This window comes from Microbacterium sp. NPDC086615 (genome assembly GCF_040686055.1).
In the GTDB taxonomy this organism is placed as follows: domain Bacteria; phylum Actinomycetota; class Actinomycetes; order Actinomycetales; family Microbacteriaceae; genus Microbacterium.
The window spans coordinates 1-22,577 of record NZ_JBFBJJ010000031.1 but is presented as its reverse complement, the minus strand read 5'-3'; the positions used below and the strand labels follow the sequence as shown (position 1 = coordinate 22,577).

Sequence of the window (22,577 nt, the reverse complement as noted above, 5' to 3'; positions counted from 1 at the left end):
GATGAGGGAAGAGAAGTAATCAGGCGGCGGCCGCGGCGAGCGCGCGACGCATCGCCGGTTTGTCGACCTTGCCGACCGGGTTGCGAACGAGATCCGTGACGATGCGGATCTCGGCGGGCACCTTGATCTTGGTGAGACCCTCGGCGCAGTGCGCACGCAGTTCGTCCTCGGTGACCGCCTCGCCGGGGTGGAGGACGACGTCCGCGACAGGGACCTCGCCGTACACCGGGTCAGGCCGCCCGACGACCGCGGCCTCGAGCACCGCGGGATGCGTGGCGAGGAATGCCTCGATCTCCTTGGGGTACAGGTTCTCGCCGCCGCGGATGATCATGTCCTTGGCCCGATCGACGAGCGTCAGGTAGGCGTCTTCATCCAGGATGCCGATATCCCCGGTCCGCAGCCATCCTCCGCGCATCACCTCCGCCGTGGCATCCGGTCGTCCGAGGTACCCGCGCATGACCGTGGGGCTGAGGATCGCCACCTCGCCCCGCACCCCCGGGGGCACGAGACGACCCTCGTCGTCGAGGACGGCGATCTGCTGGCCGGGGAGCGCGCGGCCCACGGTGCCGGGCTTGCGCACGCCCCAGAGCGGGTTGCACGCCGAGGCGCACGTGGCCTCGGTGAGGCCATACCCCTCGAGGATCGGGATGCCGAATCGCTCCTCACTGAAAGCAAGGAGTTCAGGGCTGGCCGGAGCCGCGCCGCAGATCGCCACGCGCAGCGAGGGCAGACGCGGAAACTCTTCCCGCGGAATCTCGGCCAGACGGGCGAAGATCGCTGGCACCGCGGAGAAGTAGGTGGGCCGGAACCGCTGGAGCGCGTCGAGGAAGGTGGCGGGGGCGAAGCGTTCGAGGATCGAAACGCTGCCGCCGGCACTGATCGGGGCGAGGAAGCTCACGCAGAGCGAGTTGACGTGGAACAGCGGCAGGACCAGCAGGGCCTGGTCGCCGGGTCCGAGCTCGATGTGCGTGCGGAGGGAGGCCGCCATGGCGCTGAGGTTGGCGTGGTCGAGCATGACGCCCTTGGGCTGGCCGGTCGAGCCGCTCGTATACACCAGCAGCGCCAGGGTGTCGGGCGTAATGTTCGGGTCGTCGACGGGGCCGTCGGGGACGCGTGCGAGATCCGCCGGCGCAAGCGTGTCGACCTCGACGTTCGGCGTACCCGAGGTGATGAGCAGCCGCGCTCCCGAGTCGTCGAGCTGGTAGCGCAGCTCGCGCTCGGTGAACGTAGGGTTCACCGGCGTCACCGCGGCACCCACGCGCCAGGCGCCGAGCATGGCGGTGAGGAACGCGACGGAGTTCGGCAGCATGATCGCCACGACGTCGCCACGGCCGATTCCCCGCGCCGCGAACTGCTCCGCGCAGGCCGCGGCACGTCGTTCGAGGGCGCGATAGCTGAGCTCCTCGGTCACATCGCGCACCGCCGGCCGCGCGGTCCCCGCCGACGGGCTCCGCCACGGCAGATGATCGAGGCCGGCCATAGTGCGCCATGCCGTGATCCGCATGTCGAGTTCGTCGAGAGACATCATTCACCTCCCCGCGCCGACGGCTCCGTCGGGCGCGATCCGAGCATTCTGGTGCGCGTCTTCGCGCTCCCCTCACGCTAGGAACATCGCGCGGGCGGCACAGTGGCGCGAGTGACGGACTTCACACCGGGGAGTGTGCACGGTGCACGGGTGTGGTGCGGCGCGGGAATGCTGCGCGCTTCGTCGGGGGCACGGGGAGCGTAGCGGGGCGTAACACCACGCGCGCGTGCTGCGACGGCAGGCGGGCGGGGGCGCGGCGAGCGGTACCGCGCCCTCGCTCGATCACGATGTGACCGGATCCCACAGCCGGTGGTACGCGTTGACCGCCGGCTGACCTCCGAGGTGGACATGTACTTTGATCTCCCGGGCCACGGGCAGACACCTGCTGGTGAGGTGGCGAGCGCGGAGGACGTCGTGCTCGCGGTTGAGGCCGAAGTTCGCGAGCGGGTAGGTGATGAGCCGTTCGCCGTGCTCGGGAACTCGTTCGGCGGCATGATCGCCCGCCGAGTTGCGCACGACTTCCGACTCCAGGCTCTCGGGCTGGCGCTGATCGCACCCGTTTTCGTGTCCAACAAGTCACACAGGGCCGTCCCAGAGCGGACGGTCTTGTCATCCGACGCGTCGGTGTTGCGCGAACTTGGTGACGTTGCGCCCCAGTACGCCGACATGGCCGTGATGCACACGAACGACAAGGCGCAGGCTTTCCTAGAACATGCGCATCCTGGCCTCGCCGCGGCAGACCAAGACGCTTTGAATCGGATCTCCGAGCGATACGCGCTGTCGGCTGAGCCTGAGACTCTATCCCCAGAGCCATTCACGCAGCCGTCACTGTTTTTTACAGGACGGCAGGACCATGTGGTCGGCTGCGAAGACGCATGGGCAACGATTGAGCATTACCCGCGCGCCACCTTCGTCACCTTGGATACCGCCGGGCACAACGTCCATCTGGACCGATCGGGAGTCGTCCTCACACTGATCGGCGATTGGTTAGTACGCATGGCGGCTTCCTAGACGAGGCGCAACCCTAACGGTCTTACCCAACAGTCAAATCCAGCGCCTCGCGCATCAACGCGGTGCGCACTACGAAAAGCGTCGACCGCACGTGGCGCAAAACCGATCGTTTCCGGGCCGAGCTTGGTACGAACGAATAGTTCCGAGACGGGCGAGGAAGGCGTTTTCCGGAGAGCGCGGTGATCGATCTGAGCAACCACTCCATGCCGCTCGGGCAGATTGCCGCTCAGTCGGACCCGGATTACCGGTGACCACCGCTCCCTGCTGACTGAACTCAACGAACAGCAGGTCAGCATGGGTCTCGCCACCTACGACAGGGCAAAGAAGGAACGCGTATGAGCCATCCATGCGGCGGTTCCGCATCTTGGCCTTGAAGAATTGTTCGAGTAAGACTCGAGTCCCATCCCCGAAGTAGAGCCGGTACACCGCTACTCGGATAAATCCGCGCTGCTGAATCGGCCTGACTTTCGTTCCGTTCTTCAAGCAAGGATGGAAGACGATGAACAGGAAGTACTCGCCGGAGATGCGTGAGCGGGCGCTCAGGATGCTCGCGGAGACGCGGCCGTCGCACCCGACGATGATGAGCGCCGTGCGGCATGTCGCGGGCCTGCTGGGGATGAGTCCGGAGACGCTGCGACTGTGGCAGCGTCAAGCGGAAGTCGACGCGGGCGCCAAACCCGGGCTGACAACGGACGCGGCGGCGGAGATCAAGCGGCTGCAGAAGGAGAACGCCGAGCTTCGTAAGGCGAATGAGATTCTCAAGGCTGCAAGTGTGTTTTTCGCGAAGGAGCTCGACCGCCCCTGACCGAGATGATCCGGTTCATCAGTGAACACCGGGATCGTTTCGGGGTCGAGCTCATCTGCCGGGTCCTCCGACCGGCAGTCCAGGGTTTCCTTACCTCCCGCGGCTACCGCGCCGCCCTCGCCCGAACGCCGTCAACGCGGCGGTTGCGGGACGAACTGCTCGCACCGGAGGTCGCCAGGCTGCATGCGGAGAACTACGGCGTCTACGGGCGACGGAAGATGCATGCGCTGATACGCCGGCAGGGGTGGGACATCGGCCGCGACCAGACCGAGAGGCTTATGCGTCTCGCGGGTGTCCGGGGCGTGAGGAAGTCGAAGCGGGTGTTCACGACCCGCTCCGACAAGACAACGGTGCTGCCCGCCGACCTCGTAAACAGGCGCTTCACCGCGCCGGCTCCGAGACGGCTCTGGGTCTGCGACGTGACCTACGTCGCGACCTGGTCCGGCTTCGCGTACGTCGCGTTCGTCACCGACGTCTACTCGAGACGCATCGTCGGGTGGAACGTCGCCGCCACGCTCAAGGCCGAGATCCTGCCGATGCAGGCGCTCGACATGGCCGCGTGGGACGCCGGCGGCAGGCTCGACGGGCTGATCCATCACGCCGACCACGGATCGAACTACACCGCAATGGTCTACACCGACCGGATCGTCGAACTCGGCGCCATCCCCTCGACAGGAACCGTCGGCGACTCGTTTGACAACGCGATGGCCGAGGCCGTGAACAACCTCTACAAGACCGAACTGATCCGCCAGCGAGGCCCCTGGCGAACCGTCGAGCAGGTGGAACTGGCAACACTCGAATACGTGTGGCGGTGGAACAACTCCCGCCTCCACGGCGAGCTCGACATGCGCACCCCGATCGAAGTCGAGGACGCGTATTACGCTGACCTCGAATCAGCCAATCCAGCACCTGCCGGACAAGGCTCCCAATAGGAACGAAAGCCAGGCCGATTCAGACTTTGACAGGGCTGACTATCCCCGGAGCACTCGTCGGACTCCTCGGCATGGTCCTTGCAACCGCTGTGATGGTCATCGGGCGCAAAGCTGATTCAACGGGGGTAGCGCGAGATCAATTGTTCTCGGCGGAGTGAACCTTGGGTTGCTCGGCCCGCGCCGCTAGCTTGCGTCGAAACCAGCAGAGGACGGGGTCAACGAGGTCGGCTCGTGCGGCAGTCCCCACGCGGATGGGCTCATCTCCGGAGCCCGCAACATCGACGCCTCAGAGTGTCCCCACTGGCCTACCAACAGAGATGATGCAATGCTCCGACGCCTAGCCGCGATAGCCTCTGCCACCCTTCTCCTGACCATTGGACTAGCGGCTTGCGGTGGGCGCGAACCCGAATCCAGACCGCAGCCTCCGGCGGCCTGGGACGGGGGCCGGAACGATACCGATGCCAGCGATACGGAACCGAGAATGTCGTTGATGATCTCGCCCGGGGGTAATGCCGAACTGACGAATGTGCCAGAAGGGCAATGGGTGAGGACCGATTCCGGAATCTGTTGGGACGACACAGGTGAGGTCTACTCGGGTGCTGCAACGTGGGACTGGTTCTCCGAGACCGGCATTGAGGTGAAATTCGAAGACTCCGCAGTCATCTTCTGGGCATGGCCCGGCAAGTTCGGAAGCTACGACTGGTCGGAGTTCAAGATGGTGAACTGTCGGCGCGATCGAACATGGGGCATGCGACTGACGTGCGGATCCGCCGGCACCGTGGACCTCCCGCCATGCAGAGTCGCATCGGAGTAGGTGGTCGCCGAAAACGATCGTTTCCGGGCCGAGCTTGGTACGAACCAATAGTTCCGCGACGGGCAAGGAAAGCGTTTCCCGGAGAACATCGATCTAAGCAACCACCGCGCGATCCACGCGGAGGGTCCGCCCTGGCCTCGAGGATTGTTCGAGTAAGGCAGCTAACCCCTCTGAGAAGTAGAGCCGGTACACCGCTACTCGGATAAATCCGCGCTGCTGCCGCCACCCCTGGGAGAACTGCAGAAACTGGCTGGCCTAGCGACAGATTTGCCTCTCTCAACCAACCCTCTAAAACAGGTGAGCCGATCACTTCGGCGACGTCTCGAACCTGCGCAGGTCAAGCGAATCGTCACTGAGTACGAGTCGGGCGCAACGACCCCAAGTCTTTGTGAGACCTACGGTCTGTCGAAGACCGGCATCCTTCGCTTGCTTCGAGACGAGGGAGCATCACTGCGACGTCAAGCGCTCACTAGCGACCAGGTCGAGGTCGCACGAGCGATGTACGAGCACGGCCATCCAATCGCCACCATCGCGTCTCGCCTCGACACCAGCTACAACAACGTGCGGCAGCGCCTCATCAGAGAGGGAGTTCAGCTGCGTCCGCGCGGCGGTAGCTATAAGTGAGCCCCCAGCACTGAGAGCATCGACCCCTGGCCACAAGAATGCCCACACACTTTTCGACCCGTTTCCCGTTTCGACATGGGGTTTCGAGCCCACTCCGTGAGCGCGTTCAGGGAAACTTCTCGCGGCGCCGTTGCCCGGCTCAAAACCGATCGGCTTCGCACCACATCGCTCGTTGCACTCCCACCCCGCGGTCGGACTGGCGCTAGCCCTGTCCCGACCGATGTGGCGTCGGTGCCGCCGCACATAGCAGACTCGTCACATGACCAGGACTCACCCGGTTGACGGAATCGAAGGCATGCCCGTTTTCCTCGTCGCTGGGGCTTACCCACGGTCGATCAGTGAACACGATTTCCTGTCAGGTATCCCGCTAATCGATCTCATCGACCGGCTTGGGCCGGGACAACATGTGTATCTGGTCGACTACGCCAGCGTCTCGGGGCGCACGCGGCTCACCCGACTCGCATCGGGTCCGGCCGAGGGTTGACTCGGGAGTCAGAGGATCGAGGCGTCTTCTGCAGGGCGGTAATACGTACACCGTCACTCACTCCACCCTCGACGGGTTGGTGGCGCGAACCGATGGGTTTTGCACCACAGGTTGGTGTTGCGGAGCGGGGTCAGTGGCCATTTTCCAGGCGTCCCGTGGAAGTGGTTGGTTACTCCTATTTGTGCCCTCGGGGGCGACACCTTTTCCGTGGTGTTCCGCCTCAGACTTGAGTACCAGGATCGAACGGGATTGGCTGAAGAGATGATGAAGCCCGCAGGAAAGCGCTTCGCGATCGACGCGCCCACCGCACTCCGAATCATTCGCGACGATCCCGGAATCGGGTCTCGGCATCGCCTCGTGGGTCCCGCCGTGCTGCGCAGCCACGTGCTCTCCCTGCTCTACCGCGAGATGCGCGAAGGTGCGATTGAGGAGAAGGTTGCGCGCGCTCAACTCGACGGGCTCGCCACCCTGCAGATCCGTCTGCTCGGCGACCGTGTCTCCCGAGCCACCGCGTGGAAGATCGCAGGACAACTCGATTGGGAGGACACCGCGCTCGCGGAGTACCTCGCCGTCGCGACCTTGCAGGCCGACGCCTTCATCGCCGCCGACCCCACACTTCAAGCGGCCGCGGCAGAGTTCACGTCCGTAGCTGACTACGCGACCCTGCGAAGCTGACGTGAGCGAGGAGAATAATCCGGCTGCGCTGGTCGAGCATCAAGCCGAGTGGCCTCAGCGCGCATCGCGTTTACTGTCTGACGTGGGCGACGCGTTGAAAAGAATGGATGGCAGCGAGTCCGCGAAACTCGATCACATCGGCTCCACCTCCGTGCCTGGCCTTGCAGCGAAGCCTCTAATCGATCTGCAGCTACGCATTTCTCCCCTGCCCGCCGAGGGGGACCTCCGCGCGAGGTTGCAACCGTTGGGCTACATGAGGGCTCGTGGATCCCGACCAGATTCCCCGGGCGTCGACCGCGACCTTCCACGAGGCTCGGTCGAGGTCGATCCCCGCGTATGGGAGAAGCAACTTTTCTGGAACGAGGACGCCCAAGCCATCCTGCATGTCCGACGAGCAGACTCCCCCTGGGGCTTTTACACGGTCTGGTTCCGCGACTGGTTACGGGCTAACCCTGACGCTCGCAGTCGCTATGAGGCAGTGAAACGAGATCTCAGTGCACAACAGGTCGGCAAAGCCGACTACGACGATTACACGCGGGCGAAGACGGCTTTTTTCGACGAGGTGCAGGGTGAGTTTGAGGCATGGGCAGCCATCAATCGATAGCAGCGAAGTCGATCGGTGATGCGTCGAAGCGCGAGTGCCTATCGGACGGATTTCTCCCAGTAGTTGAGGACGATGTCATGCTCAGGTAGGGCCCGCTGTACGCAACGGTGCAGCCGTTCGCCCTCGACTTTGTGAGCAGCGGCGGTCTCCTCATCCGGCCATCCATACTCCCGACTGAACTGGTCATTGAAGCATGCAGCCCATGCCCGAATGTCGGCTTCCAGATCAGCGGGAAGCGCGGGATTACCTGCAGCACACAGCCCGGCATCCTCCCCGTCCCCCCAGAACGGCCAGTCCGCTAAGTAATCGTTCATCAGCCGGTATCGCATGGCGCTCAATGGTAGAGCGATAGCCACGGCATCCCACGCTCGCGCCCGAGCCTTTGTTCAATGTTTGAGGTAGCGCCGTTGGGTCAGTAGCGATCCGTGCCGAGGGGCAGGACCTCGATGTGTTCGCCGTCGTCGTCGTACCAGACATACTCAGCGGAGGTGATCACCTCGGCCGGCACCGATGCAAGGTCGCGCCGACTCTGACCGTGGAGCGCCAGCCACTCGAGTTCGGGCAGGGCACTGGCATATAGGAGTGACAGGTGAAACACCCACTCGTAAAGCGGGAGTTCGCCGATGCGTCTAAAGTCGCTGGTGTCGAGCATCTCGGTGAGGGCCGTGTAGGCGCTCACGAGGGATGGCGAACGTTCGGCTCGCGCGATCACGATCTGGAATGGTGTCGGGAATCCGTCGACGGCTGCCACCCGGAGATCGATGGGAGCTTGGAGTTGCGCCCACCCCGCTAGAGCATCTCCAAGCGGCTGCACTCGTTCGGGCTCGAAGAAGCCGCGCAAGGTCACATGGCCGGTGTTGGGACAAGGGAGAGATGTCTGTAGTAGACCTCGAAGCGATCGCTGTTCGTCGTCGTAGAACTTCGCAACGTCCGCGACGGGGCGGAGCACCAGGTACTGCTGGCCCCGCAACGAGCGCAGCAGCTCGGGGTCGGTCATGAAGGGGCGTCGCATCCGATGGGCTCCTTTCGCTCGCTGAGATATTCGACCCTAGCCGCCGACCAGGCACGGTGCGCTGGTGTTACAGAAGCGGCACACCTCGGCGCGAAACCGATCGGTTTGGCACCAAAACGTCAGGAGCACGGCTTCGCTCTTTAGCCGACAGGGACGGCTCAGTTCTCTTCGTCAGTTGACGAGAGAAGATCGTCAAAACGAACCGGAATATCGTGAGGTTCCGGCGGCGGGTCGATGTCGAAGCCGCGGCGGGCATCTCGCCGAGCGATCAACCAGCGCCCGTCGCTACGAACGTACTCGTCGATGTAGGTGCCCCCGGAGTGTAGCCACTGACCGTTGTGGAGCTGGACCGCCACGGCGACATCGCACTCGCCCTTTGCTCGGTCCCCGTCGACTTCGACGACGTGATTGGTGGTCCAGTGAACGTAACCGGCGAAGGCTTCCCATTGGCGTCGAACGACACTCGCGATGGCATCGTGACCCCTGAAGGTCGCCTCGTCACTGAGCACCCAAGATGCGTTCGATGCCCACACGCTCAGAAATCGATCAAGATCACGTTTATCAGCGCCATGACAGTACACGGCGACAAGCCGGCGTATGGCCAGCTCGGCTTCGAGGAGCTCGAGACGCTCCTCAACGTCGCTCAACATTTTCCCCTCGACGAGTTACGAACGCGGGCTGAGAGGCGCAGTGTGTGATGCACACTCACATGCTCCCGCAATCAATCGGTCTCGCACCATGGCGTCATCTATTCGGCCCATTTTGTGTCATCCAGGTACGGGAGTCGACCGACGGCAATGCATGCAAATGCGCAGAGCAGCGCTGCGCCGCTGATTGCCACCGACGTGTTGGTGAGAGAAGCGACGACGCCCCCTAGCGGTGCGGCGATGGGTGCGGTGCCTACGCTTGCGACGGTGAACGCGCTCGTCACCCGCCCGAGAAGGTGGTTTGGGGTGAGTTCCTGTCGGACCGTGACCGCCAGGATGTTCCACAGCATGGTTGCGACGCCGAGGGTGAAGAGGGCGCCTCCTGCGAGAGCTGCGTTGGGAGCCATCGCGAGGGCTGCGATGGACACAGTCCCGAGGAGCGCAGAAGTCAGCAGACACCGATTGGTTCCGAGTGTGTGTCGGAGTCGTGCGGTGAGGAGTGATCCCGCGAGGCTCCCGCCGGCGTACACGCTGATGAGTACGCCGTACCCGACGGGCGGCAGACGTAGGAACTCCAGCACATGAATGACGAGAACGGCGAGGAGCACGCCGGTTGAGGCGGCGAGCAGAATCGTGCCGACTGCAATGGAGCGCAGAACTCGGTGCGCAGCCAGCCACCGCACCCCGTCAGCGGCCTCAGCCCAGATCGAGCTGCGCCCTGTTCGCGATGCTGACGACACGAGGGTCGCGGGGAGTCGCCACACGCACACTGTCGACACGACCAGGGCAAACGTCTGCGTGAGGAAGGGCACGGCCGCGGAGAGGGAGTACAGCACGCTTCCCGCGGCGGGGCCGAGGAAGCTGCCCGAAACGGTAGAACCCGCCTGCAGGCGGCCGTTCGCGTGCGCCAGTTTCTCACGCGCAACGAGCGTGGGGAGCAACGCGGGCGCCGCGCTCCGGATCAACGTCGACCCACACGCAAGAAGGAAAGCCGCGAGCAGAACGACGGCCACCGGCGCATGACCGAGCGCGACCAGCACCCCGAGCGAGAGGGCGATGCAAAGGCGTGCCAGGTCAGTGCGCCACATGACCGCTCGGCGGTCCCATCGATCGACCAGGGCCCCCGCCAAGAGACCGAACAGCAGCCAAGGTAGGCCTGTCGCGACCTGCAGAAGAGAGACGATGAACGGATCCCGCGTCTGACTGGCGACCAACAACGGGAAGGCCGTCATCGATAAACCGTCACCCAGCGCGGCCCCTACCGTGGCGCCCCACAGCCACCCGAAGCTACGACCGTCCTCCGCCCGATAGACCACGTACCTCACCTCGCATCATTTTGTACAAATTGTACATAATGTAGCATGGTGTCATGACGGACGAAGTTCCAGTTTCCGAGGCCCGCGGTCAGCTCTCGGAACTCGTCAACCGCGTCCGATTCGGGGGCGAGTCCATCGTCCTGACCCGGCACGGCAAGGGCGTAGCTGCTCTCGTCCCGATCGAGCACCTATCTCCCGAGCTGACCCAGGCAACGGACGGCGAACTCCAGAACACGGTGATCGATCTGAGCAACCACTCCATGCCGGTCAGGCAGATCGCTGCTCAGTCGGACCCGGACTACCGGTGACCGCGACTCTCTGCTGCTTGGACTCAACGAAAAGCAGGTCAGCATGGTCTCGCGACCCGCGATAGGGCAAGGAAGAGAACGTGTCTGAGCCATCGCCGCGGAGGTGCCGCGCCTTGGCCTTGGCCAATTGTTCGAGTAAGACTCGAGTCCTATCCCTGAAGTAGAGCCGGTACACCGCTACTCGGATAAATCCGCGCTACTACCGCCACCTCTGGTGGAACTGCAGAAACTGGCCGATCTGATACCGAATTCAGCCGCCTCCGCCAGCCCGGTAGGGCAGGTGAGCCGATCGCTTCGACGGCGTCTCGAACCTGCGCTGGTCAAGCAAATCGTCGCCGAGTACGAGTCGGGCGCAACGACCCCGAGTCTCTGCGAGACCTACGGTCTATCGAAAACTGGCATCCTCCGCTTGCTTCGAGACGAGGGTGTCACCCTGCGACGCAGGCCGCTCACGAGCGATCAGGTCCGCCTGGCAAGAGAGCTGTACGAACACGGCCATCCAATCGCCACCATCGCGTCTCACCTCGACACCAGCTACAACAATGTGCGACAGCGACTCATCACAGACGGGGCTCGGCTCCGCCCGCGTGGCGGCTACCACAGGGTAGGGGCGATCTCGCCCGGACAGAGCGAACCTTGACCTGCGACCCAGATGAGTCGCTCGCTTTCGGCCCTTCGCCCACCTCAAGACGGGGCTCTAGTTCGACCGGGTTTTCGAGTTCCCCCATGGCCGCCTGGGCGATGTCGGCCAGGCCGAAGGTGCCACTTCGACCAACCAGAGTACATCACCTGCTTTATTCACAAAAACGTGTACTATCTCCACATGTCCTCAGTGACCCTTACGGCTTCGGTGACGCACACCGCTGCACTCGCCCGCCTCGGCCACGCGCTCTCCGACCCGACGCGAGTCGGCGTGCTGCTCGCGCTGCGAGAGGCTCCGGCATACCCGTCCGATCTGGCTGATGCGCTCGGCGTTTCGCGGCAGGTCATGTCAAATCAGCTCGCGTGCCTTCGGGGCTGCGGCCTCGTGGAGGCCGTGCCGGATGGACGACGGACCTGGTACCGGCTCGCTGACTCCCACCTCGCACCCGGTCTAGACGAACTGCTTCGCGTCGTCCTCTACGTCGAACCGGGCTGCTGCGCCGGGGAAAGCTGCACCTGCGCATGACCACCACCAGCCCTCGCCCCACAGACGCCCGCCGTCACATCCTCCAACGCCGCATCAAGTGGATTGTCACCGCGACGATCGCCTACAACCTCATCGAGGCCGTCGTCGCGATCACCGCGGGCACCGTCGCATCCTCCGCCGCCCTCATCGGGTTCGGGTTGGACTCCACCATCGAGGTCCTTTCGGCGGCCGCCGTCGCCTGGCAGTTCACCCGCCGCGATCCCGAGCGGTGGGAGAAAGGCACGCTGCGCGTCATCGCCGTGGCCTTCTTCGCCCTCGCCGCCTACGTCACCGCAACGTCGGCGCTGGCCCTCGTGGGTCAGGTCGACGTGCAGCACTCCACGGTCGGCATCGTGCTCACCGCCCTCAGCGTCGTCATCATGCCGTTCCTCTCCCTCGCAGAACGCCGAGCAGGCCGCGAGCTGGGATCGGCAACCGCCGTTGCCGACTCCAAGCAGACCCTCATCTGCACGTACCTGTCCGCCGCGGTACTCGTCGGCCTCGTCGTCAACAGCCTGTTTGGCTGGTGGTGGGCCGACGCGATCGCCGGCCTAATCATCGCCGCATTCGCGGTCCGAGAGGGCGTCGAAGCGTGGCGCGGTGATGCTTGCGCTACCTCGGTGGGGATGCTGCTCGAGGATGAGCACGACGACCACCACGATCACCAGCACTGATCCAGATGCCCGAAAAGCGCGTGCGAACGGATGTCGCAGAGGGCCGCGCATCGGGCGTCGGCCGTACACCCACGTTCTTTGTGGACGGCCTGCCAATCGTCATCGAACGATAGAACGACCTCGTAACGGCGATCCGGGCCGCCCTCAGCCGCTGAGTGACAAGGAGCACAGAACGGACCGGTTTCGAGCCTAGTGTTCGGGTCAGGCTGTCATCTCGATGGATCGACGCAGAGGAGGTGAGGAGAAACCCAACCGAATAGTTCGAGTAAGACCAGAGTCCTATCCCTGAAGTAGAGCCGGTACACCGCTACTCGGATAAATCCGCGCTACTACCGCCGTCTCTGGTGGAACTGCAGAAATTAGCTGATCTAGCGCCGAATTCGTCTCCCTCGACTACCCCCGGAGAGCAGGTGGGTCGATCGCTTCGCCGACGTCTCGAACCTGCGCAGATCAAGCAGATCGTCGCCGAGTACGAGTCGGGCGCAACAACGCCGAGTCTGTGTGCGGCCTACGGTCTGTCGAAGACCGGCATCCTTCGCTTGCTTCGAGACGAGGGAGCAACACTGCGACGTCAACCGCTCACAAGCGACCAGGTCCAGGTCGCACGAGCGATGTACGAGCACGGCCATCCGATCGCCACCATCGCATCTCGCCTCGACACCAGCTACAACAATGTGCGGCAGCGACTCATTGGGGAGGGAGTCCAGTTGCGCCCCCGCGGTGGTAGCTACAAGTGAAGTGTCTTGTCCCTGGCATTACGAGCGTCAACTCTTGGCAACAATGACGTCGAGGTGACCGTCAACGTCGAGGGGATTGGCCGATGACACCGCGCCACCGCCCCCCATCCAAGCTCTCGGGTGGCTTGATCGCTCTACGGCGCCTTCGTCAAAGACATCCCACCTGGTCGGATTAGATGTCCGCCGCGGGTGATCTTCGGGGCGTCGAGGTCCACGGTTGCACCGTCGCTGATTACCGCGCCCGAGAGGTCTATACGTCCGGTGGCCCCGATTGCCACGCGCGCAAAATCGATGCGTCCTCGGTCGCTGACTATCGCGCGCGACAGATCGATGTTCCCGCCCGCGCCGATCACTGCGCCGGCGAGGTCTACGTTTCCGTCCTCCCTGATCGCCAACTTGTGCAGGAGCACTTGCCCGTCGTCGTCGATCGACGCACCCGTGAGGTCTAGGTGTGCCCCCTCGCCAATCGACAAGTTCTGAAGATTCGCGATTCCTCTATTTCGGATCCTTATTTCCCGCAGGACCACGCTTCCGGAATCGGCGACCTTCGCACTCATGAGGTGCACTTGTCCGCGGCTGATTGACGCACCCCGGAGATCCACGCTCCCGCGTTCGCTGACGACAGCAGCTCGGAGATCGAGGCTTCCGTTCCCAACAATTACCGCCTCAGTGAGCTGCAAGCGTCCGGCTTCGCTAATCCGCGCGGCCGCGAGGTCCACACTTCCGCCGTGGCCGATCCAGATGCCACGCAGGTCGAGCGCCCCGTCTCCTCCTATGAGTGGTCGCGCTAGTTCGACAGGGAAGTCGATGTGCGCCCGGGATAGGTTGAGCTGATGGCTCTGCCAGCTTGGCGACGCCCCTTGCTGCAGGTGGTTCCGGATTACGGCGTATCCGGCTTGCTTGACGGAAACTTCCACTGGGGTGGTGCGTTGGGCGAAGTAATAGTCTTCCGGTTCCGTGTACTGAGCCTCTTCGGGGTCGAGGGGCAACAACATTTCTTTGGCACGAGGGGCGCGAAGGTAGCCGGTGAGGACTTCAATGCACACCTGCACTTCATCGCGCTTGTCGAGTGCGTCCCAGTCATCGGCGAGGGCTCCAAGTGCATAAAGCGCTGCCTGTCGATTGACGGGAGCGGTGTCGCTGAGAAGCTGCACCGTCGTCACGAAGCGTTCTCGCAGGGACCTTTCGGTTTCGATGCGCCGCTGATCGGCAACCTCTAAGAGTCGCGCCCGTTCACGTTCCTGGTCGTCGAACAGTCGTTGACGGTCACGTTCTGCTGCATCGAGTTCTTGTCGATGTCTCGAGAGGCTGAGCCCAACCGTGACAACAGCAATGACTCCACCAAGCGCGAGAAGCACCAGGTTTCCCGCGGACCCCAGAAGCTTTCCCTGTTCCGCCGGAGTGAGTCCTGGTACCCAATTATTCAGTAGCCCAGCGGGTGCATACAGGACGATGGGGATTGCCACGGCGACGTAGGCCGCGACACCAGCTGCGATTCGTCGCCCGTAGCTGACACGCCCTAACCAGGCCAGGGGTCCCGTCTTCGCGGGCTGTTCGTCGCTCGGGGGCTGCTTTGGTGTCACAGCTCGATTATGCGGGTTCGAGCTTGCCGGACGAGAGCGTGGTCCGTACCACTTATCGAGCCGCACCCACGTGAGTCACCCCTCAGGATCTTGTCCCAAAGGACTTGGTCAAAGGGCTAGCGCGCACGGTAGGCGGTGCATGTCTCCTGCAGGACCTGACTGTCGACGCCATCTCCGTCACGCGCCCGATCCTGAACACGCGGCACTAACAGAACGAAGACCCGCCGTCCTACAGCAGCTGACCCAGGAGATCTTGACTCATGTGGTGCGAAACCGATCGGTTTCGCACCATGTCCGCACCGCTTGTAGGTACCGCCCATAATCGAACCGGTGTCGATACTGTCTCCTCATGACCACTCCGCATACCCTCGTGCGTTTCGCCACCCCCGCCGATCGCGGAGCGCTGGGCAGGATTGAGCGCGAGTACTTTCCGGCGAAGCCTGGTGTGCGCCACGCGGGATACCTCTACGACAACGCGAAGATCGCCGCTCTCACCCTCACCGAACGGCTCGCGGCACCGATGGGCGTTTATACCTTTGTCGCGGAAGTAGGGGGGACCGTAGTCGGCTTCGCTGCAGGCACGCCCTCCCGGTTGACGTCGGGCGAGTTGGACACTCAGACAATGAACCTCCAGTACCTCGCTGTCGAGCCACAGCACCGAGGGCAGGGTATCGGCGCATCGTTGGTGAAAAGGATCCTCACACGATCGCTGAAAGCTCAACAGAATCTCATCCATGCGCACATCCCAATCAATCAGGTGCGTTTCTACGAGGGGTTGGGGTGGAAGGTCGAGCCAGAGGGGCACGGACTTGCGTGGCTTCCCGCTGAGGGTCATCTCCGCGCGGATGCTGGCGACCCAGCCTTCGGTTTTCCGCTGATGGCAAGCAAGGTGCTCAGGCCACGCGGAATCCTGCGAATGTTCTCTTATCCGGTCGTCTCCGAAAGGCCGACACTCGACGCGTCGATGGAGGCAGCCCGCCTCGTCGATGACGGCGAGCTCGACCCGTCGGAATTTGACGAGTTCACCCGCGACTTCATCAAGATGGGTCGCACGGAAGCTCGCGGACACAGGAAGCCATGACTTTCGATGGTGGCGTGACGACCTCGCCGCAGATCAACGCGCGCGAGCGAAACGCGCTCGCCAGTACGCAAAACTAAGACACGAAGCCGTGAAGGAAATACGATCGTTCACGCGGGGCGCAGCCCATGCGCTCCACGAGGCCTGTGTGACGCAGATACCAGTCCACCGGCTGGACTAAGAACCACCTTACGCTCGAGAACAGAAACAGTCGCGCCCCAATCGACGACCACAGGGCACGTGGCTCGTGTCGTCGATAGTACTTGTCACAGGGTGGCCTCTCGGTCTCCATGTGAATGACTCTGAAGGTACGTGGCACACGCATACCTATCTCCTCACCCCCGCCGGCGCTGTGCGCGATGGCTTTCCGCAAGTACCCGAGCGTCAGGAGAGGCGTGGCATCCACGATGCGCCCGGTGGCCAGCTATGTTCAGCGCATGGGTCTGGCCAGGAGGTCAGACAGTCGGACCGCTCGGCGCATCACTCCGCGCAGGAACATCTTCGGGACTATTAAAAATGCGGATCGCTCGGGGAACTCCCGCGCCGCTAGGCGCCGCCTGATATTTCCACATTTGCGCAACAAAGCCGCCTATGACAGGTGCTTCGAGGGTGTCGACAACTACAGTCGATTCCATTGCAATTTTCATGTTCAGCATGTGGCGAAGATCGGAAGCTTCGTCGCCCTCGGAAATTTGCTCACCGAACACGATCATGCTGTCAGGCGATAACGGCATCGCCACGAACGTCCGGTGAAGATGCTTGTCGGGGTTTAATGAGATGGCGTGGATACCAGCATCGCCGAGCAGCATCGGTCCACCGTGGAGTATCTGCATCATGGGCGGCAGTGAACGCGCGGCAAAAGGAAGGTGCTGCACCCTGGCAGCCTTTAGTGCTTCACGGTCCATGATCGTCGCCAGCTGGTCGAGAGGATTCGAGGTGTCATCCGTACGGCCCCAGTGGGCCGGATTCGGCAGCATCATGGCGTTGCCGCCGGGAAGACCTTTCTCGTCTGACGCGGAGCCTCGGAACGCGAGGAACCGATCGTGAACCAGAACTGCGTACTCTCGCACCGCATCCCAGTCGCGATCGATCGGGGTAGTGGATCGATCGAGCAAGCGCCGCAGCGCCCGACTCGCAGCAGTCTCCACCTTTCCGTAGGCCGCTTCTATTGGAGAAGAATTGAGACCAAGTTCAGCGGCGACCTTTTTACCGACCTCGAGCTGCTTAGGCTCGCCCCAGCCCCTAACAAGAACGGTAACTCGGTTTTCGGTCGCCCATTGGCGCATGTGAAACCGACTGATGTAGTGATCTCTCGACAGGTACATGGATGCCACCATCTCTTTGTCCGACCGAAATCCGTACGCCTTGGCTCTAAGCAACCACGCTTGAAGCCAAGGCGTACGGCGGGCAGTCATCCCTTGGAACGCTCAGGGTCATTCCCGTACGAGTTCTGCTGCGTAACAGCGCCGTCCATGCGAGTGATGCGATGCTCCACACCGCGCTCACGTGCCATGTCGCGTCCAATCGCGGACTGCTCCGCCTTGGTGCCTCCGACATGAGAAGCACGGGAGTTGCCGTCTACACCCGACTTCCACTGGCCGTCTTCGTAATAGGTTCGAACGTCACCGTTGGCCACGATCCGTTCTCCGTTCTGTGCTTTATACGCCGACGCCTTGTCGACGCCTCAGTGCTATCACCCACCTCGGACATCGAACCTCTCGCTCGCGCGGTGTCGCGAACTCCGGAGACCTGCACATCCTCAGCTCGTCATTGACAGCCTCGGTCATACGTAGGTCACGCAGCGGGGCGCGGGGACGGCGGTTCGCTGCGCCACCCTGCGGGTGCGGCAACCGTTCGATAGAGCTCGTACACCGCCGGCAGCGGCTTGCGACGCGGCGACACGCTCGGGGCTCACGCCGTTCCGGCTGTCTCGCGTCACCTGAGGCAGGATGGAGTCTCTGATCCTAGGAGTGTCAATGTCTATCGCCGTGATGGATCTGTGATGGCGAACGAACGCATCACAGAGGACCTCGTCGAAGCCCGCCTCCGCGACCTCGGTTACTACAACGACCCCGACACGACAGTCGTTGAGAAGCAACAGTCGGTCGTTCAAGAAATCCGCAAGCGTCTCTCGAGGGCTTCGAAAACTGGCAAGGGAGCGGCCGCTGGGTATCCGGAGTTCATCATCACCGCTCCTGATACTCCCGACATGGTCGTCCTGGTCGAGTGCAAGGCCGACATCAAGCACCACGAGTCAGCCAACCGGGACCAGCCCAAGGACTACGCGGTCGACGGCGTGCTGCACTATGCCCGGCACCTGTCGCCCGCGTACACCGTGATCTCAATCGCCGTGTCTGGCACACCGAGTTCGAGCCGATGGTCGTTCTTCGTCACACCCAAGGGCACCGTCCAGGAACGCGACCTGGTGTCACCGATGGGTGCTGAGATCACTGAGATGATCGGCCTCAGCGATCTCATCGCAGCTGCTTCGTTCGACCCTCGCGTCAAGCATCAGCGCACCAACGACCTGATCTCGTTCTCCATGGAGATGCACGAGTTCATGCGGGACGAGGCTGAACTCGAGGAGAAGGAGAAGCCGCTTGCCGTCGCGGGGACGCTTATAGCCCTCAAAGACCAAGTCTTTGCCAAGACTTACGACCAGTACCCCGCGACGGAGTTGCCGGAGTATTGGATCCAATCGATCAAAAAGGTCATCAAAACTGCCAAACTTCCGGTGCCGAAGATCGAGACAATGATCCAGCCGTTCTCGGGCATTCAGGTTCATCCGGAGCTAAGCAAGCCAACTAAGGGCTACCCCAAGGGGCTACTCAGTGAGATAGTGACGATGCTGGCAGAAAGAGTGATGCCATTTCTCACGATCTACGAGGACTTTGACGTCGTCGGAGCTTTCTATGGTGAGTTTCTCAAGTACACAGGGGGCGACGGCAAGGGTCTCGGCATTGTCCTGACACCAAAGCATGTGACCGAGTTATTCGCATTGATAGCTAACGTCAGCAAAGACGACAAGGTCCTCGACATCTGCGCCGGTACTGGCGGGTTCCTCATCTCGTCGATGGTTCAGATGATGAAGACAGCGACCACTGAGGCCGAGGTAGACGATATTAAGAAGCGTCGCCTGATCGGCGTTGAGCAGAACCCAAGTATGTACGCTCTCGGCGCGTCTAACATGATTCTCCGCGGCGATGGCAAGGCGAACCTTCATCAAGGCTCCTGCTTCGACACAGCCATCGTTCAGGGAGTGAAGGCTCACAAGGCCAACGTTGGCATGGTCAATCCGCCATATGCCAAGTCCAAGGAAGACCTGCACGAACTTCGCTTCGTGGAGCAAATGCTCGACAGCCTCGATAAGGGCGGAACAGGCATCGCCATCGTTCCCGTCTCCTGTGCGACGGCACCGAGCACACACAAGAGCAACCTCCTGAAGAAGCACACTCTTGACGCGGTTATGTCGATGCCCGCGGAAGTGTTTTACCCAGTTGGCGTCATCACCTGCATCATGGTCTTCACCGCGCGCGTGCCTCACGAGACGAGCAACCGAAAGACGTGGTTTGGCTACTGGCGCGACGACACATTTGTGAAGGTCAAGAATCTTGGTCGCGTTGACCGAAACCACACCTGGCCAGCCGTGCGGGACCGCTGGGTCGAGATGTACCGCAACCGTGAAGTACACGCAGGCGAGTCTGTCATGCAGATGGTCGGCGCCGATGACGAGTGGGTGGCCGAGGCCTATATGGAAACGGATTACTCGTCTCTAGATAAAGCGGCCTTCGAGCGCGTTCTGCTCGATTACGCAGTGTTCTCGCTAAGCCGGTCGATCGAAGAGGACGGAGACGACGAACTGGAGGCAGACGGGTGACGACCCTCGCGGATATCTTCAACGTCGAATATGGCAATAAGTTCGACATGAACAAAATGACGAAAGTCGAGCGGCTGAACGGCGTCGCTTTTGTCGGTCGAGTGGGCGGGCTGAACGGCAAGTCTGGCGTGGCTGGCTACGTGGAGCCGTTACCAGCAGTACCGCCCTATCCTGCGGGGTTACTGACAGTGGCTCTTGGAGGGTCTAGGTTACTGTCCACATATGTGCAGCAGGTGCCTTTCTACACCGCGCAGAACGTCGCTGTGCTCACCCCTGTAGAGTCGTCGATGTCATTGAACGATCGGCTGTACTATGCAATGTGCATCCGAGCTAACTCGTTCCGCTACAGTGCGTTCGGGCGCGAAGCGAACCGGACGCTCAGTTCACTGATCATGCCCGACCACGTACCAAGTTGGGTCGAGCAGGCGGCGATACCGTCGCACGACGGACTTGCACGAGCAGCCGGACCGAGCGTTGAGCTCACCTCCCCCGACTTGTGGAAGCACTTCAAGGTGGGCGATGTCTTCGAGGTCACCTCTGGCAAGTATGTTGCTGCGGCGCTGAAGCGCCCAGGCTCGACGCCGCAGGTCACTTCTTCTGCCAGGAACAATGGCATATCGCGACATCTCGATATTGAACCGAATTTTCCAGGAGGGACCATCTCGGTCGCCCGCAATGGATCTGTCGGCACAGCGTTCTACCAGCCACAGCCATTCTTCGCAACGGACGACGTTCGGGTGTGGTCTGCCAAAAAGGGGACCATGTCCGTAGCCGAGGCGCTCTTCGTGTGTTCGGTGATCGAACTGGAAAAGTTTCGTTACTCCTACGGCCGCAAGTGGAGCATTGTCCACATGAGAAATACGAGAATTCGATTGCCCGCGACCTCAGCAGGCCAGCCCGATTGGTCGTACATGGCTTCCGTCATGCGAGGCCTACCGTTCTCAGCTGCTGTAGGAGAGCACGATTCCGCATGGGCAAGTGCTGGCTGAGTCACTGGCGAGCGTACGCTCGCTTGGGTAGCGTCGCGTCATGGAAAGTCATCCCCGTCTCCATCAGGTCCTCGACGCCAGCCGAGATCTGTCTGGCGGACTTGTCAATGCGACTTTGCTGCTGACGCTGCACCGGGACGTCGAAAGCCTGCCCGGGTTAGACGGTCGCCGACTTGGGGGCTCAAACAAGCAACACGCGCTTCGATGGGCGATCTTCACGATGAGTTACGCCGCCCTGGAGGCGTTCTTCAACGACGTCTTGCGCGATCCCTCTAGCACGCGTCCTCTACCGCTAAACCCCGACAAATTGAGGCAGGCCGGGGAGCGACTCAGCGTCAAGCTCTTTACAAATGAATGGGGCGTTCGGACGCGCACGCAGGTGCCTCTAGCCGGAAAACGTTCGCGCTGGGTCGCTTACAGTGGCACGCAAGACATCAAAGCCTACCTAGGCGACATGAAAAGCCTTCGAGACCTTTTGAACCACGGACAGGATCCACGCAATGCATCGAACGTCTCCGGCGCGCTGTGGAAGCTCGCAAGAGGCGGTCATTCCTTGCGTGTGATGGGCGCCGAAGGTTTCATTCAGGCAGCGTGCGATCTCGCAGAGCAAACAATTCTCGCATTCGGCGGAAACAAGGAGGACTTCCCTGCCTGGCCGGAACCAGCACGGTCCGGTCTATCCGCCGAGCCGCGACCGGCGCTGAAATTGCTGCCCTCGTCGGTCGCGCCTCTCAACGTTGCTGTAGCATCTGATCCCTGACTTCCACGCGCGGCAGCGTTATGCCCCTATCATTGCGGCAGGTGTGCCTGCGCGTGGGCGATAAGTGACTTCCCCAAAGAAACCAAAAAACGCGGTGGCGCTAACAACCGATCTGTAACGCGGATATGGAGATCTCATAAAAGAGATGCGGGGCGATGGCCATTCGTGCCACCGCCCCTCGTCAAGGCTGGATAATTCCGTTTCTCTCATCCTTGCCTCCGTCGATGCGCTCGATGCTCACTTCCAGAGCGGGTGACATCTCCCGCAGAAGCGTCGCCCACACCACCGTCTCGACGTAGTCGTCCCGGCCGATGGGCTCCTCCTGCCACCGAGTCCGGCCGCGCTCCCGCGTCCGGACTCGGTAGAGGCCAGGCTCGGTCAGCCGCCGCCGAAGTTCGCTCGGCAACTCAGTGTTTTCGCCCTCGTCGTCGATCAGTCCAACAACCGCGACGTCGCCGACGAGGCGGGCGTCGCGGGCCTGCGGAACGTGGAACCGCCACAGGAACGTGGCGCGCCGGTTGAACGGTAGGTCGCGGATGAGCCCCTCCTCGTTGACATACATCGTGACACCGAGGTCTGGAATGTCGACCGCTTCGATCCAGCCACCGACAGCCTGCTGGTAGTCCTCCAGAGAAGTCAGCGTGCTGACCTTCAGGGATGCGGTGCTGTCCGCGGGGATGATGATGCCCTGCACCATGGTGGTTTTCCTCCTTTGTGCGTGCGACCGGGAACCGGGATGGTTCTCGTGGAATCGCAGAACACAAAGGAGCAGCGCTCATCAGGCGGAGTGGGGGTGAGGCGGGGCGGCCGGCGAGCAAGCGTCCTGGTGAGACGTTGCTCGAGCCGGCCGCCCGTATGAGGGCTCTTCGGACATCCGGTGGGGGTGAGGCTCGCGGGGTGATGGTCGGTGTGTAGGGGTCGAGGTCCCCGAGGATCAGAAGCGCTAACTCTCTG

At 62.3% G+C, this 22,577-nt stretch carries 20 protein-coding genes; 12 read left to right on the top strand and 8 right to left on the bottom strand.

All coding sequences use genetic code 11. The annotated features are described in order from the left end of the window. Positions 1 to 19 precede the first annotated feature (19 nt). Positions 20 to 1,525 (bottom strand): AMP-binding protein, encoded by a 1,506-nt coding sequence (locus AB0O24_RS18315; RefSeq protein ID WP_363376861.1) that lies wholly within the window; start codon positions 1,523 to 1,525, stop codon positions 20 to 22. 309 nt (positions 1,526 to 1,834) lie between these two features. Here AB0O24_RS18315 and AB0O24_RS18310 point away from each other — a divergent pair, with 309 nt between their 5' ends. The 5 genes from AB0O24_RS18310 to AB0O24_RS18290 all read left to right on the top strand — a co-directional run bounded on the left by AB0O24_RS18310 (position 1,835) and on the right by AB0O24_RS18290 (position 7,474). Further along, entirely contained in the window at positions 1,835 to 2,536 is a 702-nt protein-coding gene (locus AB0O24_RS18310; protein ID WP_275801307.1) for an alpha/beta fold hydrolase, read from the top strand. Positions 2,537 to 3,035: 499 nt separating this feature from the next. Then, positions 3,036 to 4,273 (top strand): IS3 family transposase gene (locus AB0O24_RS18305; RefSeq protein ID WP_307385179.1). Its coding sequence is split into 2 segments (ribosomal slippage): positions 3,036 to 3,321 and positions 3,321 to 4,273, totalling 1,239 coding nucleotides; the frame shifts between segments, so codons are not numbered across the junction. Positions 4,274 to 5,970: 1,697 nt separating this feature from the next. After that, positions 5,971 to 6,195: a hypothetical protein gene (locus AB0O24_RS18300; protein WP_363376858.1), complete on the top strand. Its 225-nt coding sequence runs from the start codon at positions 5,971 to 5,973 to the stop codon at positions 6,193 to 6,195. A gap of 261 nt (positions 6,196 to 6,456) precedes the next feature. Continuing rightward, on the top strand, positions 6,457 to 6,870 hold the full coding sequence (locus AB0O24_RS18295) for a hypothetical protein (RefSeq protein ID WP_275799409.1): 414 nt from the start codon (positions 6,457 to 6,459) through the stop codon (positions 6,868 to 6,870). 1 nt (position 6,871) lies between these two features. Further along, positions 6,872 to 7,474: a GrpB family protein gene (locus tag AB0O24_RS18290; RefSeq protein ID WP_363376856.1), complete on the top strand. Its 603-nt coding sequence runs from the start codon at positions 6,872 to 6,874 to the stop codon at positions 7,472 to 7,474. A gap of 412 nt (positions 7,475 to 7,886) precedes the next feature. On the opposite strand, the gene AB0O24_RS18285 is transcribed toward AB0O24_RS18290, so the two are convergent. From AB0O24_RS18285 to AB0O24_RS18275, 3 genes are all read right to left on the bottom strand, one after another. Next, positions 7,887 to 8,471 carry a 2'-5' RNA ligase family protein gene (locus tag AB0O24_RS18285; RefSeq protein ID WP_275799407.1) on the bottom strand — a complete coding sequence of 195 codons (585 nt, stop codon included), beginning with the start codon at positions 8,469 to 8,471 and terminating at the stop codon, positions 7,887 to 7,889. A 173-nt stretch (positions 8,472 to 8,644) separates the two neighbouring features. Then, positions 8,645 to 9,133 (bottom strand): nuclear transport factor 2 family protein, encoded by a 489-nt coding sequence (locus AB0O24_RS18280; protein ID WP_363376854.1) that lies wholly within the window; start codon positions 9,131 to 9,133, stop codon positions 8,645 to 8,647. Between the two features lie 101 nt (positions 9,134 to 9,234). Further along, positions 9,235 to 10,449 carry an MFS transporter gene (locus AB0O24_RS18275; RefSeq protein ID WP_363376869.1) on the bottom strand — a complete coding sequence of 405 codons (1,215 nt, stop codon included), beginning with the start codon at positions 10,447 to 10,449 and terminating at the stop codon, positions 9,235 to 9,237. A 53-nt stretch (positions 10,450 to 10,502) separates the two neighbouring features. Here AB0O24_RS18275 and AB0O24_RS18270 point away from each other — a divergent pair, with 53 nt between their 5' ends. The 3 genes from AB0O24_RS18270 (at position 10,503) to AB0O24_RS18260 (ending at position 12,599) form a co-directional block, all read left to right on the top strand. After that, positions 10,503 to 10,757 carry a type II toxin-antitoxin system Phd/YefM family antitoxin gene (locus AB0O24_RS18270; RefSeq protein WP_363376852.1) on the top strand — a complete coding sequence of 85 codons (255 nt, stop codon included), beginning with the start codon at positions 10,503 to 10,505 and terminating at the stop codon, positions 10,755 to 10,757. Between the two features lie 823 nt (positions 10,758 to 11,580). After that, complete coding sequence (locus tag AB0O24_RS18265; protein WP_363376850.1) at positions 11,581 to 11,925, top strand: metalloregulator ArsR/SmtB family transcription factor; 345 nt, start codon at positions 11,581 to 11,583, stop codon at positions 11,923 to 11,925. Further along, positions 11,922 to 12,599, top strand: coding sequence for a cation transporter (locus AB0O24_RS18260; protein ID WP_363376848.1), 678 nt, complete (start codon positions 11,922 to 11,924; stop codon positions 12,597 to 12,599). Before AB0O24_RS18265 ends, AB0O24_RS18260 begins: the two co-directional genes overlap by 4 nt. Before the next feature lie 871 nt (positions 12,600 to 13,470). On the opposite strand, the gene AB0O24_RS18255 is transcribed toward AB0O24_RS18260, so the two are convergent. Beyond that, on the bottom strand, positions 13,471 to 14,694 hold the full coding sequence (locus tag AB0O24_RS18255; RefSeq protein ID WP_363376846.1) for a hypothetical protein: 1,224 nt from the start codon (positions 14,692 to 14,694) through the stop codon (positions 13,471 to 13,473). A gap of 574 nt (positions 14,695 to 15,268) precedes the next feature. On the opposite strand from AB0O24_RS18255, the gene AB0O24_RS18250 reads away from it, so the two are divergent. Then, the gene (locus tag AB0O24_RS18250) at positions 15,269 to 16,000 is read left to right on the top strand and encodes a GNAT family N-acetyltransferase (protein WP_363376844.1); all 732 of its coding nucleotides are present in this window, start codon (positions 15,269 to 15,271) and stop codon (positions 15,998 to 16,000) included. A 452-nt stretch (positions 16,001 to 16,452) separates the two neighbouring features. On the opposite strand, the gene AB0O24_RS18245 is transcribed toward AB0O24_RS18250, so the two are convergent. Together AB0O24_RS18245 and AB0O24_RS18240 are read right to left on the bottom strand one after the other, a co-directional pair. Further along, positions 16,453 to 17,322, bottom strand: coding sequence for a DUF4238 domain-containing protein (locus AB0O24_RS18245; RefSeq protein ID WP_363376867.1), 870 nt, complete (start codon positions 17,320 to 17,322; stop codon positions 16,453 to 16,455). Positions 17,323 to 17,408: 86 nt separating this feature from the next. Then, positions 17,409 to 17,633, bottom strand: a complete 225-nt coding sequence (locus AB0O24_RS18240) for a DUF2188 domain-containing protein (RefSeq protein WP_363376842.1) — start codon at positions 17,631 to 17,633, stop codon at positions 17,409 to 17,411. A gap of 366 nt (positions 17,634 to 17,999) precedes the next feature. On the opposite strand from AB0O24_RS18240, the gene AB0O24_RS18235 reads away from it, so the two are divergent. From AB0O24_RS18235 to AB0O24_RS18225, 3 genes are read left to right on the top strand one after another with little or no spacing between them, the layout of a single operon-like run. Then, positions 18,000 to 19,874 (top strand): N-6 DNA methylase, encoded by a 1,875-nt coding sequence (locus tag AB0O24_RS18235; protein WP_363376840.1) that lies wholly within the window; start codon positions 18,000 to 18,002, stop codon positions 19,872 to 19,874. Further along, on the top strand, positions 19,871 to 20,863 hold the full coding sequence (locus AB0O24_RS18230; protein ID WP_363376838.1) for a restriction endonuclease subunit S: 993 nt from the start codon (positions 19,871 to 19,873) through the stop codon (positions 20,861 to 20,863). The genes AB0O24_RS18235 and AB0O24_RS18230 overlap by 4 nt, the downstream gene beginning before the upstream one ends. A 40-nt stretch (positions 20,864 to 20,903) precedes the next feature. Then, complete coding sequence (locus AB0O24_RS18225) at positions 20,904 to 21,623, top strand: hypothetical protein (protein WP_363376836.1); 720 nt, start codon at positions 20,904 to 20,906, stop codon at positions 21,621 to 21,623. 181 nt (positions 21,624 to 21,804) lie between these two features. On the opposite strand, the gene AB0O24_RS18220 is transcribed toward AB0O24_RS18225, so the two are convergent. After that, positions 21,805 to 22,320: a DUF3846 domain-containing protein gene (locus AB0O24_RS18220; RefSeq protein ID WP_363376834.1), complete on the bottom strand. Its 516-nt coding sequence runs from the start codon at positions 22,318 to 22,320 to the stop codon at positions 21,805 to 21,807. Between the last annotated feature and the right edge of the window lie 257 nt (positions 22,321 to 22,577).